Annotated in this window: 13 protein-coding genes; 7 read left to right on the forward strand and 6 right to left on the reverse strand. The window is 71.2% G+C overall.

All coding sequences use genetic code 11. The annotated features are described in order from the left end of the window. Nucleotides 1–35 precede the first annotated feature (35 nt). The 4 genes from JHE00_RS29700 to JHE00_RS29715 form a co-directional block, all read right to left on the reverse strand. Nucleotides 36–620 carry a DNA-binding protein gene (locus JHE00_RS29700; RefSeq protein WP_200324496.1) on the reverse strand — a complete coding sequence of 195 codons (585 nt, stop codon included), beginning with the start codon at nucleotides 618–620 and terminating at the stop codon, nucleotides 36–38. A 157-nt stretch (nucleotides 621–777) separates the two neighbouring features. Then, nucleotides 778–1683 carry a hypothetical protein gene (locus tag JHE00_RS29705; protein WP_200324498.1) on the reverse strand — a complete coding sequence of 302 codons (906 nt, stop codon included), beginning with the start codon at nucleotides 1681–1683 and terminating at the stop codon, nucleotides 778–780. Between the two features lie 46 nt (nucleotides 1684–1729). Continuing rightward, a complete protein-coding gene (locus JHE00_RS29710; RefSeq protein ID WP_200324500.1) occupies nucleotides 1730–2419 on the reverse strand; it encodes a helix-turn-helix domain-containing protein in 690 nt (229 codons plus the stop codon). Nucleotides 2420–2467: 48 nt separating this feature from the next. Then, nucleotides 2468–3142, reverse strand: coding sequence for a histidine phosphatase family protein (locus tag JHE00_RS29715; RefSeq protein WP_200324502.1), 675 nt, complete (start codon nucleotides 3140–3142; stop codon nucleotides 2468–2470). A gap of 40 nt (nucleotides 3143–3182) precedes the next feature. Between JHE00_RS29715 and JHE00_RS29720 the strand changes: the two genes are divergently transcribed. From JHE00_RS29720 to JHE00_RS35355, 3 genes are read left to right on the forward strand one after another with little or no spacing between them, the layout of a single operon-like run. Further along, the gene (locus JHE00_RS29720) at nucleotides 3183–3938 is read left to right on the forward strand and encodes an ABC transporter permease (protein ID WP_200324504.1); all 756 of its coding nucleotides are present in this window, start codon (nucleotides 3183–3185) and stop codon (nucleotides 3936–3938) included. 37 nt (nucleotides 3939–3975) lie between these two features. Next, entirely contained in the window at nucleotides 3976–4311 is a 336-nt protein-coding gene (locus JHE00_RS29725; protein ID WP_200324506.1) for an ArsR/SmtB family transcription factor, read from the forward strand. Then, nucleotides 4308–6170, forward strand: coding sequence for an SRPBCC domain-containing protein (locus tag JHE00_RS35355; RefSeq protein ID WP_307832176.1), 1863 nt, complete (start codon nucleotides 4308–4310; stop codon nucleotides 6168–6170). The genes JHE00_RS29725 and JHE00_RS35355 overlap by 4 nt, the downstream gene beginning before the upstream one ends. Before the next feature lie 51 nt (nucleotides 6171–6221). Here JHE00_RS35355 and JHE00_RS29745 read toward each other — a convergent pair whose 3' ends face one another. Next, nucleotides 6222–7481 (reverse strand): M14 family metallopeptidase, encoded by a 1260-nt coding sequence (locus tag JHE00_RS29745; protein WP_200324508.1) that lies wholly within the window; start codon nucleotides 7479–7481, stop codon nucleotides 6222–6224. 208 nt (nucleotides 7482–7689) lie between these two features. On the opposite strand from JHE00_RS29745, the gene JHE00_RS29750 reads away from it, so the two are divergent. The 3 genes from JHE00_RS29750 (at nucleotide 7690) to JHE00_RS29760 (ending at nucleotide 10618) form a co-directional block, all read left to right on the forward strand. Continuing rightward, entirely contained in the window at nucleotides 7690–9879 is a 2190-nt protein-coding gene (locus JHE00_RS29750) for a terpene synthase family protein (RefSeq protein ID WP_200324510.1), read from the forward strand. Nucleotides 9880–9948: 69 nt separating this feature from the next. Next, nucleotides 9949–10224, forward strand: a complete 276-nt coding sequence (locus JHE00_RS29755; RefSeq protein ID WP_200324512.1) for a type II toxin-antitoxin system Phd/YefM family antitoxin — start codon at nucleotides 9949–9951, stop codon at nucleotides 10222–10224. After that, nucleotides 10217–10618 carry a type II toxin-antitoxin system VapC family toxin gene (locus JHE00_RS29760; protein WP_307832177.1) on the forward strand — a complete coding sequence of 134 codons (402 nt, stop codon included), beginning with the start codon at nucleotides 10217–10219 and terminating at the stop codon, nucleotides 10616–10618. Before JHE00_RS29755 ends, JHE00_RS29760 begins: the two co-directional genes overlap by 8 nt. A 13-nt stretch (nucleotides 10619–10631) precedes the next feature. Here the strand turns inward: JHE00_RS29760 and JHE00_RS29765 are convergent, their stop codons facing one another. Continuing rightward, nucleotides 10632–11309 carry an MBL fold metallo-hydrolase gene (locus JHE00_RS29765; protein WP_200324514.1) on the reverse strand — a complete coding sequence of 226 codons (678 nt, stop codon included), beginning with the start codon at nucleotides 11307–11309 and terminating at the stop codon, nucleotides 10632–10634. Nucleotides 11310–11407: 98 nt separating this feature from the next. Between JHE00_RS29765 and JHE00_RS29770 the strand changes: the two genes are divergently transcribed. Beyond that, the gene (locus JHE00_RS29770) at nucleotides 11408–12607 is read left to right on the forward strand and encodes an acyltransferase family protein (protein ID WP_200324516.1); all 1200 of its coding nucleotides are present in this window, start codon (nucleotides 11408–11410) and stop codon (nucleotides 12605–12607) included. Nucleotides 12608–12621: the final 14 nt, after the last annotated feature.

Raw genomic sequence — 12621 nt, forward strand, 5'->3', positions numbered from 1 at the left:
GCGTGACTAACCGTTCCTTCGTGCGGTCGCTGGGATCAGGCCGGGGTGCCGAGCGTGGTGGCGAGCGTGGCGACGAGTTCGGGGTCGCCGCCCGCGAGCAACCACTGCCGCGGCGTGGCCGGCTTGTCGTTGATCACGAGATCGGGCTGTGGCGTGCCCATGAACGCCGCGACGACGAGCGCGGGCGAGTCGGCGGGCACGGCCTTGAGCACGGTCTCCACCCCGGGCAGGACACTCGTGGCCGTGAACTGCCACGCGGGCAGCCGCCAGCCGCCCTGGTCCTTCCAGCCGGTGAGCCTGCCCTTGGTGAGCCGGTGCCGGATCCTGCTGTCGTCGACGCCGAGCCTGCGCGAGGCCTCGAGCACGGTGAGCGCGGAGTCGGCGAGCACGGCGTGCTCGGCCACGCTGCGGGCGCGGTAGTCGGTCTCGCCCTGACGGTGGGGCGCGAGATCGAGGCCCACGTCGCTCAGCGCCTGCTGCTGTTCCGTGGAGAAGTAGTGCGCCGGCTCCGGGTTCGGCGGCGACAGCCTGCGGGCCGCCTCTTCGACCAGCGCCAGGAACTGCGAGGTGCTGACCCTCAGACCGGCCTTGGCGAGGACATTCTCGAGCGCAACGGACATGCGCCCAGACTAACCTGCCTGTGCGGGTTCGTGCGCTTTTTTGTCTCAAATGTGCGAGCTTTCACCGGAAGTAATACTCGATGCACAAAGCCAAACACGCCGCGTAGGCGAAATTTCAGTGTCCCGCCGGTTCGTGCCGCTGTCGAGGGGCCGTCGTTCAGTTCGCGGCGAGCACGCGCGCGGCCTGCAGGGTGACCACCCCGCGCCACTCCAGTTCGGCCGCCGGGCCCGGCGGCTCCCAGGACAACGCCCAGCCGCCGTCGGTCTGCTGCCCGGCCGCGAGCTCGGCCAGGTGCGCGGCCACCGCGCCGGCGGGGATCAGCTCCCGCAGCGGGTCCTGCGGTAGGGGTGCGATGTCGAGCGGCGTCAGGCCGTATGTCAGGCCGTAGCCCTCGCCGGGATAGAGGTGGAAGTAGGGCAGCTCGCCGAGCCGTGCCGCGATGGCGTCCCGGTGTGCCAGCGCCCAGGGCCGGTCAGGGGCGTGGCCGAGATAGTGCAGCGCGTTGTGCGCGGCGTGCCCGTCGAGGTCGGTGAGTGCGTCGACCCGCTCGCGGCAGAACACGTCGGCGGCATCGAGCCAGTCCGCACGCACCCCGGCCCTGCGCAGGCACGTGACGATGCCGGCGGTCGGGTTGAGCCCCGGCGGGAAGACACCGTCGCCCCAGTGCCGCGCCCGCGGGTACCTGGCAACCGAGGGCAGCACGATCGGCAGTCCACCGGACGGAGCCGCCACCGACTCCAGGTACGGCACGAGGCTCGCGGCGAACGCGGTGATCTCGGCGCGCACGCCGGGATCGTCGCCCGCGGGCGAATCGAGCACCTGCTCGACGACGCGGAGCGCGAAGTCGACGGCCAGCGGCTGGCTCTCCGGGGCCCGCGCGTCGGGTTCGAGCGCGTGCCCGAGCCCGCCGTCCGGATTGCGGTACGCGGCCAGCGCCGCGAGCACGGCGTGCGCCGCGGCAGGGGCCGGTTCCCCGAGCCAGAGCTCGGCCAGGCGCCGTTCCAGCAGCCTGGCATTGAGGAGCAGGAAGTCGCGGGCGCGCTCGAGTGCGGAGGTGCTCATGCCGCGAGCCTGTCAGCGCGCGCTCTCCCGGTCTTGAAGAGAACGGTCACGCCGCGCGGCTGAGGGCGAAGTAGGCCCCGGGAGTGCTGCCGGTGAGCTCGCGGCAGTCGCGAGACAGATGTGCCTGGTCGGCGTAGCCTGCCGCGGCGGCGAGCGACGCGAGATCGCCGCTGCTCCCGGCGAGGGCGATCGCGCGCCGAAGGCGGGCGACCCGCAGGTACGTGGCCGGGCCGTAGCCGACGGCGAGGGTGAACCGGCGGCGCAGCTGCCGCTCGCCGACGCCCAGCCCGTCGAGGGCGTCCGACACCCGGGGCGCGCCCGCGTCGAGCCGGTGGAGCAGCAGCTCCAACTCGGGGTCGCGACGCGGGTCGGCCACACCGGCCACGACCTCGGCCAGCGCGGCCGGGCGGTGCAGCAGCTGCTCGGTGGCGTTGGCGCCGCGCGAGCCCCACAGATCGGCCAGCGCTACGCGCTGGTTCGTCAGCTCGGCCGCGGCCATCCCGAGTGCCCGCGGCGCCTGGCCCGGCCGGAACCGGATGCCGTGCACGACGGTGCCCTCGGGCAGGTCGCTGTCCCACGGCCCGGTGTCCGGTCCTGCGACGAACACCCGCTCGCCCGCGACCATCAGGTCGGCGCAGCCGTCGGGCACGATCCGCTTCGGCCCGCCCAGCCTGCTCTCCCACAGGCAGCGCACGATGCCGCGCAGCCCGGCGGGAGCAGCGGTTTCGCGGTACATGCGCCCATGATGCCGCCGGGGTCCGACAGTCTTGCCGGACGACGCGCGCTAGTCGAGGTGGACCGTGTCGTTGAACCGCCGCACCAGCCAGTGGCCCTCGGTCACCACGAGCTCCGAGATCGAGCAGTTGTCGGCGCCCGCGAATACCAGCGGCCTCGCTCCGCTCGCGAGCGCCAGGGCCTGGCCGATCACCCCGCCGTGGGTGAACACCGCGATCCGCTCGCCGGCGTGCGCTGCCGCCAGCCGGTCGATGGCGCCCCGGACCCTGGCCGCGAACGCGTCGGTGGACTCCGCCCCGGGGATGACGTCCCAGCGCTGTTTCTCGGCCAGCTCGCGGGCGATCGGGTGGCCCTCGGCGATGTGCTTGCGGAAGATCCCGCTCTCCCACTCGCCGAGATGCACCTCGCGCAGGTCCGCGACCACGCCCGGGGTGAGTCCCAGCCGGTCCGCGAGCGGCGCGGCGGTCTGCGCGGTCCGGCGCAGGGTCGTCACGTACAGCGCGGCGAAGGACTCTCCCGCGAGTCGTTCGCCGACGAGCTTGGCCTGGTCGCGGCCCTCCGGTGCGAGTTCGGGGTCGCCCTGGCCGCCGACCAGCGGGAACGGTTCGCTCTCGCGGGCCGGGGCCGACGCGCCGTGGCGGACCAGCAGGATGCTGGCGGCTCCGGGAGGGGGCTGGAAGCGGGTCTGCGGGTACTCGGGCTCTGCGGCCTCGTTCTGGGTCACGGGGTCGAGGTTAGCGCCGTCGTGGGCCACGATTCTTGGTGTGACTGATGGTGCTGTCGTCGCCGGTCCGGCGCTGGTGGTCGTGCTCGTGCTGTTGCTCGCGATCGCCGCCGTGGTCGTGTGGCTCGGCGGGCTCGGGTCCGGGCGTTCGGTGCTCGTGGCCGGCGTGCGGGCGGCCGCGCAGCTCGCGGCGGTCTCGCTGGTGATCGTCGGCATCCTGCGCTCGGGCTGGCTGACCACGGGATTCGTGTTGCTCATGTTCACGATCGCGGTGCTCACCGCCGCGAAGCGCATCGGCGCCCCCAGGGACGCGGCGTGGGTGGCGCTCGCGCTCGGTGGCGGGGTGGTGCCGGTGCTCGGGCTGGTGCTCGCCTCGGGCGTGGTGCCGCTGCACCCGGTGGCCGTGGTGCCCATCGCGGGCATCGTGATCGGCGGGGCGATGACGGCGACGTCGCAGGCCGCGCGCAGGGCCGTCGAGGAGCTGCGCACCCGCTACGGCGAGTACGAGGCCGCGCTCGCGCTCGGTCTGCCCCAGCGTGCCGCGGCACTCGAGATCTGCAGGCCGTCGGCCGGTCACGCGCTGATCCCGCCGCTCGACCAGACGCGCACGGTGGGGCTGGTGACGCTGCCCGGCGCGTTCGTCGGGGTGCTGCTGGGTGGCGCGGGGCCGGTGCAGGCGGGCGTGACCCAGCTGCTCGTGCTGATCGGGTTGCTGGCCGCCGAATCGGTGGCCGTGCTGATCGCCGTGGAGCTGGTCGCCTTCCGCCGGCTGCACGCGCAGTGGCGGCGGTCGTGAGGTTGCCCGTGTATTCCGAGTTGGTTATATTACTGGAGTGGCAACAACGTTTGAGGTCCTGGCCGAGCCCCGGCGCAGGCAGATCCTCGACCTGCTGCGCGACGGGGAGCGCGTGGTGGGCGATCTCGTGGACCGGCTCACGCTGACCCAGCCCGCCGTGTCGAAGCACCTCAAGGTGCTGCGCGAGGCCGGGCTCGTCGACGTGCGGCACGACGCCCAGCGCCGCTGGTACCGGCTGCGCCCCGAACCACTGCTGGAGGTCGAGTCGTGGCTCGCGCCCTACCGGCGGTTCTGGGACGAGCGGCTCGACGCGCTGGAGCGGCACCTCGACGCGATGCCCGACGACGACCTCGATGGGAAGGACGACTCGTGAACGACGAGATGCGGCGCGTGGACCAGGGGTGGGAGCTGCGCTTCGAACGTCGCCTGGCGCACCCGCGCCGGAAGGTGTGGCGCGCGCTCACCGAACCCGAGCACCTGAGCCGGTGGTACCCGTTCGCCGCCGCCGAGTTCGACGCGAGGGTCGGTGGCGTGATCCGGTTCCGCGACGAGGAGGGCAACGAGGTCCGCGCCGAGATCACCGAGCTGACCGAGCCGTCGGTGTTCGCGTTCGACGAGTTCGACGACGAGACGGGGACGCACCGGCTCCGGTTCGAGCTCGAGTCCGACGGCACCGGCTGCGTGCTCACGTTCCTGCACTCGTTCGCCGACAACGACTGGGCCCAGCAGACCCGGCAGGGCTGGCTTGAGTGTCTCGAGGTGCTGGTGGACACCGTGCTCGGCGATCTCGAGTCGCTGGGCACGCTGGACGTCGTGGCCGGAAAACCGGTGCTGCGCTTCGAACGCAGGCTCGACCACGCGCCCGAGAAGGTGTGGCGCGCAGTGACCGACCCCGCCGAGTCGGCGCACTGGTTCCCCGCCGCGATCGAGACCGAGCCCGCGATCGGCGCACGGATGCGCTTCCGCTTCGGCGAGCAGGCCGCCGAGGGAGACTTCGCCGAAGGCGAGGTGCTCGAGTTCGACCCGCCCAGGGTGTACGCCTTCCGGTGGGCGGACTCGGCGCTGCGGTTCGAGCTGGTGCCCGACGGCGCGGGCTGCCTGCTGCGGTTCAGCCACACACTCGGCGGCACCGGCACGGCGGGCGACGTCCCGTCGGTGGCGCGGCAGGCTCCCGGCTGGGATCTCTGCCTCGGCCAGCTGAGCGCGTGGCTCGACGGCACGCCTGCGCCCGAGATCGGCCCCGCGGTGTTCCTCGCCCGCGCCGAGCGTTACGTCGAGCGCTTCGGTCTCGGCCGAGGCCAGACCAGGCCCACGGGGTCCGGCCACCTGATCCGTTTCGAGCGCGATCTGGTGCAGGCGCCCGAATCCGTGTGGCGCGCGCTCGCCGAGGGCGACGAGCCGAGTGCGGGCGAGCAGGCTCCGATCCGGTTCACACACGGTTATGACGAGCCCGGTGAGGTGACGCTCGTCGAGCAGGGCCGCGTCGTCGAGTACGCGTGGCTGCACGACGGCGCGCCCGCCGGGCACGTGCGGTTCGAGCTGCGCGAGCAGCAGCCGGTCGGCACGCGCCTGGTGGTGACCCAGACCGTGCCCGCGCAGCTGGCCCAGCGGCGCGCCACCGCGCTCGCGGCGTGGCAGACGCATCTCGAGCTGTTCTTCGCGGCGCTGCACGGCGACATCCGGTGCCCGTGGCCTGCCGAGCGCACCGAGAGCCTGCGCGTTGCCTATGCTGCCGAACTGGAGCGGGGCTCCGTCATCGAGACCGGTGACGGCAGGCCCGCGCTGCGGTTCGAGCGGCACGTGCGGCACGCGCCGGAGAAGGTGTGGCGTGCGATCACCGAGCCCGAGCACCTGCGGTCGTGGTTTCCCGCCGTCGTGGAGTTCGATCTGAGCCCCGGCGCGCGGCTGCGGTTCGGCGTGACGCCGGAACAGATCCGGCGCTACGGCATGGATCCCGGCCACGTCACCGAGGGCGAGGTGCTGCGGGCCGACCCGCCGAAGCTGCTGGAGTTCACGTGGGGCGAGGAGCTGCTGCGCTGGGAGCTCACGTCCGACGGCGAGGGCGGCTGCCACGTGGTCTTCACCAACGTGGTCGACGACCGCGACACCCTCGCGCCCGCCGCCGCGGGCTGGCACGCGGGCCTGGAGGTGATGCTCGCCCAGCTGGACGGCCGCGACGTCGACTGGTCACCGTTCGACCGGGCCGAGGAGCTGGCCCAGCTCTACGGCTGAAGCGCGGCCGACCGTGCCCGCGAGCACGGGCACGGTCAGCCGCGAGTCCGGTTAGGACCGTGCGGACGCCGCGGTGCCGCCTGCCTCCCGCAGGAGGATGTCCACGGCCTCGTCGTTGCGCTCGGTCTGCGGCCCGATCTGCTCGTCGGGCGGGTAGAAGCCGTCGATGCCGCCGCCCGAGGCCGGGTACATCTCGAAGGTGAAGCTCAGGATCTTGTGCTCGCCCCACATCCAGTCGTTGATCGAACCGTCGGTGATGTAGAGGTCGCTCGACTGCTGTGGCGTGTAGCCGTTGCTCTCGGCCATCTCGGTGCCGACGTCGGCGAAGCGCTTGGCCTCCTCCGGTGTCATGCCTTCGGCGGTGTCGTCGGAGGTGTAGCCGTAGGGCCACAGCACGAGCTCGGAGTAGGTGTGGAAGTCGATGTGCGCCGTGATCTGCTGGGCGCCGCCGACCACGCGCGAGTCGACGAAGTCGGCCACCGCCTTGGCCTCCGGTGACGAGAACGCCTCGGTGCCGCGGTAGGTCTCGTCGGCGGGATCGTCGCTGGAACCGCCGCAGCAGCCCCATTCGTATCCCCAGTTGCGGTTGACGTCGGTGCCCTGGTCCTGCCGGTTCTTGCGCCAGCCCTGGTACTCGCCGCCACTGATGTCGTACTCGGCACCGTCGGGGTTCACCGTGGGGATCACGTAGATCTCGCGGCTGTCGACGAACTCGGTGATCGCGGGGTCGCTGCCGTAGCCGTCGGTGAAGCGCTCGACGATGCGCAGGCACATCTCCGTGGTCAGGTGCTCGCGCGCGTGCTGGTTGCACGTGAACAGGACCTCGGGCTCGTCCTCGTCCTGCGCGGCGTTGCCGCTGATCTTCAGCAGGTGCAGGGCCCTGCCCTCGAACGAGTCGCCGACCGAGGACAGCTGGGCGATGTCGCCGTGGTCGCTCGCGGCCTGCTCCAGCTTGTCGGTCAGCTCGGCGTAGGTGTGGTAACCCTCGTCGCCCTCGGGGAAGTCCGCCGCGGCGGTGGTTTCCGTGGTCTTCGCGGTGTCCGGCGCGGGCGCGTCGCCGACGCGCTCGAGGCCGAAGCCGTCGGCGCGCAGCTGCTCGGCTCGTTCCTGGTCGGCGACGAACGTGATGGTCCCGTCGCGGGCGCCCAGCACGTCGACGCCCGTGGCGGCGATCGCGCTGCGCTGCTCGGCGGTGGCGGTACGCGCTTCGTACACCGATTCGGCTGACTCCTGCGCGGTCGCGGGCACGGTGGCTGCGAGGAGCAGGCCAAGGCCGGCGGCGGCGACGGATACCCGGCGAGTCTTCGACATGAGGTCAGGCTGGTGGCTGTGAACAGTTGGCGGCAACCCGTCGAAAGTCGGAAGGAAGTCACCACTGCCGTCACGGACCGTGTTCTCGCCGGGTCCTCCCACCGTCCCGCCGGTTCCCCCTCGCGGCCGTAGCCCGGTGCGGCGGGCGACTGCGAGCGTCGAGTCCGGAGCGCAGCACCGCCGTCGGCCCCGAGGAGTTGGAACGCGCATGCAGGCTTTCACGCTGCCGGACTTCTACCTGCCCCATCCCGCGAGGATCAACCCGAACCTGGAGGGCACCCGCACGCACAGCACCGACTGGGCGCGCCGGATGGGCATGCTCGACGCGCCGAAACCCGGCGGCGGTGTGGTGTGGACGGACGAGGATCTGGCCACAATGGACTATGCGCTCATGTGCGCCTTCACCCACCCGGACTGTTCGGGACCGGCACTCGACGTGATCACCGACTGGTACGTCTGGGTGTTCTTCTTCGACGACCACTTCCTCGAGCAGTTCAAGTACTCCCGCGACCTCGGCGGAGCGCAGGCCTACCTCGACCGGCTCGAGCTGTTCATGACCGACGACGAGCGGCCACCCGAACCGGAGAATCCCGCCGAATCGGGACTGAGGGACCTGTGGGAACGCACCGTGCCCGCGATGTCGCCCGCCTGGCGCAGGCGATTCCGCACCAGCACGCACAACCTCATGGTCGAGTCGATGTGGGAGCTCGACAACATCGACCAGGGCCGCATCGCCAACCCCATCGAGTACATCCAGATGCGGCGCAGGGTCGGCGGGGCGCCGTGGTCGGCGAACCTCGTGGAGTACGCCGTGCGCGCCGAACTGCCTGCCTCGCTCGCGCACGCCCGCCCGGTGCGGGTGCTCACCGACACGTTCTCCGACGCCGTCCACCTGCGCAACGACCTGTTCTCGTACCAGCGCGAGGTCTGTGACGAGGGGGAGAACTCCAACGCGGTGCTGGTGTTCGAGCGGTTCCTCGACTGTCCGACACAGCGCGCGGCCGACCTCGTCAACGACCTGCTGACCTCGCGTCTGCAGCAGTTCGAGAACACCGCGCTCACCGAGGTGCCCGCGCTGCTGGCCGAGCACGCCGCGCCGCCGCACGAGCAGGCCGCGGTACTCGCCTACGCCAAGGGACTGCAGGACTGGCAGGCAGGCGGTCACGAGTGGCACGCGATGTCCAGCAGGTACATGAACGAGGGTGCCGCCGGGTCCGCGCGGCTCAACCTCGCACCCGGCGTTCGCGACCGGGTCCGGGCTCACTCCCACGTGCCGTTCGCTCCCGTGGGCCCGCTCCCGGTGCCGGAGCTCTACCTGCCGTACGCGTTCCGCATGAGCCCCCACCTCGACGACGCGCGCAGCAGTTCGCTGGCGTGGGCGCGAGAAGTGGGGCTGCTCGACTCGGTGCCGGGCGTCGAGGCCGGTGGGGTGTGGGACGAGCAGCGCTTCGCCGGCCTCGACCTCGCGCACTGCGCGTCAATGATCCACGCCGACGCCGAACCGGAGCAGCTGTACCTGTCCACGGACTGGCTGAGCTGGGGCACCTTCGGCGACGACTACTACCCGGCCGTGTTCGGCGCGAGCCGCGATCTCGCCGCGGCCAAGGCGTGTGACGACAGGCTGGCGCTGTTCATGCCGCTCGACGCGGGGGAGACCCCGGAGCCGCTGACCGCGCTCGAACGCGGCCTGGCCGACCTGTGGCAGCGCACGGCGCGACCGATGCCCGGCTTCGCGCGCGAACAGTTCCGCACCGCGGTGCGCGACATGACGGCGAGCTGGTTGTGGGAGCTGGCGAACCAGGCACAGCACCGGATCCCGGATCCGGTGGACTACGTGGAGATGCGGCGCAGGACGTTCGGCTCGGACATGACGATCGGCCTGGCACGGCTCGCCCACGCCGACGAGGTGCCCGCGTTCCTGTACCAGACCAGGGTGCTGCGAGAGCTGGAGACGGCGGCGCAGGACTACGCGTGCTTCACCAACGACCTCTACTCGTACCAGAAGGAGGTGGAGTTCGAGGGCGAGGTGCACAACATGGTGCTGGTGGTCGAGAAATTCCTGAACACCGACCGGATTCGCGCGCGCGACCTGGTGGCGCACCTGATGGAACAGCGGATGAGACAGTTCGAGACGCTCGTGGCGGAGGGCCTGCCCGCACTGTTCGCCGAGCACGACGTGGACGAGCCGGTGCGCGAGATCCTGACCCGCCACGCCCACGGTCTGAAGGACTGGATGTCGGGAATCCTGGAATGGCACGACAAGTGTGTGCGCTACCAGGAACCGGAACTGCGCAGGCTCCGCGCGTCGGTGCCGACACCGACGTCGACGCTGCTGCCGTTCCTCCCGTCGGGGCCGGGCACGGAGTCGATCAGAGCACTGGCGGGCCGAGCGGGCTGAGCGCGGGACCGCCGACGACAGCTGCCACAGGTGTAGCCCCGTGTGCTACACCTGGCTACGCTTGAGGGCATGAAGGTGATCACGCAGCGCGAGTTCCGGAACAACTCCGCCGCCGTCATGGACGCCGTCGAGGCGGGGGAGACCTATCACGTCACCCGCAACGGCGTGGAGGTGGCGGAACTCCGGCCGGTTGCGCGTCGGCGTCGTCTCACCGCCGGGGAACTGGTCGAGCGGCATCGCAGGCTCGCGCCGGTCGACGCCGTGCACCTGCGAGAGGAAGCCGACGAGTTCCTCGGCGGTGACCAGGTCGACGCCGACGACACGTGGAACCGCGGTCGTGGCTGAGCACGAGACCGGAGTGCTCGACACCTGCACCTACATCGACCTCGGTCTGCTGGACCCGGCGGCGCTGCCCACCGTTCCGGAGCTCACCGCGATCACCATCGCCGAACTGCACCAGGGCGTGGCCACGGCGCAGGATGCCGTCGTCCGCGCGGCGCGCAACGAGAAGCTCGGCGCCGCCATCGTCGATTTCGTGCCGCTGCCCTTCGACAGCGACGCGGCCGCCAGGTACGGGACGTTGGTCGCCCTGGTCATCGCCGCGAACCGGGATCCGCGACCGCGGCGCATGGATCTCATGATCGCCGCGATCGCGTCGTCACGGGGATTGCCGCTCTACACGCGCAATGCCGGGACTTTCCAGGGTCTGGGCGGCATGATCGAGATCATCGCCGTCTGAGCCGGGCTCGCGCTCACCAGCCGCGTTCGCGCCACTCCTCCAGCTTCGGGCGCTGCTCGCCGAGAGTCGAGTCGTCGCCGTGGCCCGGGTAGAACCACGTCTCGTCGGGCAGCTCTCCGAAGACCCGCTCCTCGACGTCATTCAGCAGCGAGGTGAAGTCCTCCGGCGAGTTCGTCTTGCCGACGCCGCCTGGGAACAGCGAGTCGCCCGTGAACAGGTGCGGGTGGCCCGCCGGGTCGCGGTACAGCAGCGCCAGCGAGCCCGGCGTGTGGCCGCGCAGGTGGATGACCTCGAGCGTGCAGTCGCCGACCGTGATGGTGTCGCCGTGCTCCAGCAGGAAGTCCGGCGGCACCGGCAGCGGGTCCGCGTCGGCGGGGTGGGCGGCGGTGTAGGACCCGTTCGCGCCCGCGACCGCGCCCAGCGCCTGCCAGTGGTCGCCGTGCTGGTGCGTGGTGACGATCTTGCGCAGCGCGGGCCGGTCGGGACCGTGCCCGATGAGATCGGAGATGCGCTCCGAGTCGTTGGCCGCGTCGATCAACAGCGCCTCGTTGGTGGCCTGGCAGACCAGCAGGTAGGCGTTGTTGTCCATCGGGCCGACGGAGATCTTGGTGATGGTCAGCGCGTCGAGCGTGCGCCGCGCGGCGTCGCCCCCTGGCTCGACGTGGCCGGTGTACTCCTCAACGACGTTCACCAGGCCCACGGTAGTAGGTGATCGCGCCCCGATCGAGGGGACGCCCGCACTCCCGGTTAGTGTGCGCTGATCGAGATCACCGGCAATGAGGAAAATCTGTGACGACGTTCTCGCGGTCTCACCGTGCGTCGTCGCGGCGGCTCAGCTGGGACGTCATCCGGGTGATCGCGATCGTCTTCGTGGTGACGGGTCACGTCACGGCACTGGCCGCACGGGTGCCCGGTATCGAGCCCTATCCCGTCGCCTTCAGTGCTCCGTTCGGCACGGCCACCCTGCTGGTGCTCTCCGGCTACTTCATCGGCCCGACCATCCGCCGCGGCGCCGCGGGCACGTGGTTCCGGGCCCGGCTGGCGCGGGTGCTGCCCGCCTACCTCGTGGCCCTGCTGATCACCTACGTGTCGGCGCGCCTGTTGGTGGTCGGATTCAACGGCTGGCGGCATCCGCCCGGTTTGTCCGGACTGCTCTTCGGCGCGCCGATCGTGCCTGCCGAGCCCGCGCCGGGCACGCTGCCGCCGTGGCACGTGCCTGACCTGGCCGACCTGATCCTGCACGGCACGCTGTTGCACCTGTGGAATCCGGATCCGTACCACCGCATCGACGGGTCGTGGTGGACGATGCCGATCCAGGTGCTGGCCTTCGCGGGTGCGGCGCTGCTCTGGCGCAGCCGCGCCCGGCACCGGTTCCGCCCGCACACGGTGCTGTGGGCCGTGATCGGCCTCTCCGCGGCGTCGCCGGTGCTGAGCCTCGCCATCGAGGTGCTGCCGACGGCCTCCGGCTTCTACTACGCCCACCTCTTCGCGGTCGGGCTCGCCATCTGGCTGTGGCAGCGCGACCGGCTCTCGACCGCCCACCTCGTGCCGATGATCATTGCCACGATCGGGTTGTACGCGTTCCGCACCGGTGAATCCGTGATCGTGCCGGTGATCGGGTTCACCGTCATGCTCGCGCTCATGTGCCTCGCGGCGAAGGGGCCCGACTGGGACGTCGCTGTACTGCGGAAACTGCGCAGGCCGATCGCGTGGCTGAGCGGGATCAGCTTCGGTATCTATCTCATTCACCAGGCGCTGGGTTTCCAGCTCGCCAGGCTCCTCTCGGAAGCCGGTTTCGGGCCGTGGTGGTTACGCTTGTCCGTGGTGGTCGCGTTCGCCGTCGTTCTGGGCTGGCTCGTGACCGTCCTCGTCGAACGACCGGCGTACCGTGTGCTCACCGGTTCGCGCCCCGGGAAGAAGAGGTCCGTCCCCGAGGCGCAGCTCCGGCCGAGCCCCGAGCCGACGGTTTCTGTCGGTGGTGCGACCTAGCATGGTGGCGGCCG

The organism is Prauserella cavernicola (assembly GCF_016595675.1).
Taxonomy (GTDB): domain Bacteria; phylum Actinomycetota; class Actinomycetes; order Mycobacteriales; family Pseudonocardiaceae; genus Prauserella_A; species Prauserella_A cavernicola.

Excerpts from the sequence above, each read along its gene's own strand:
- JHE00_RS29700 (WP_200324496.1), bottom strand. The coding sequence starts at position 620 with ATGTCCGTTGCGCTCGAGAATGTCCTCGCCAAGGCCGGTCTGAGGGTC.
- JHE00_RS29705 (WP_200324498.1), bottom strand. The coding sequence starts at position 1,683 with ATGAGCACCTCCGCACTCGAGCGCGCCCGCGACTTCCTGCTCCTCAAT.
- JHE00_RS29710 (WP_200324500.1), bottom strand. The coding sequence starts at position 2,419 with ATGTACCGCGAAACCGCTGCTCCCGCCGGGCTGCGCGGCATCGTGCGC.
- JHE00_RS29745 (WP_200324508.1), bottom strand. The coding sequence starts at position 7,481 with ATGTCGAAGACTCGCCGGGTATCCGTCGCCGCCGCCGGCCTTGGCCTG.
- JHE00_RS29750 (WP_200324510.1), top strand. The coding sequence starts at position 7,690 with ATGCAGGCTTTCACGCTGCCGGACTTCTACCTGCCCCATCCCGCGAGG.
- JHE00_RS29755 (WP_200324512.1), top strand. The coding sequence starts at position 9,949 with ATGAAGGTGATCACGCAGCGCGAGTTCCGGAACAACTCCGCCGCCGTC.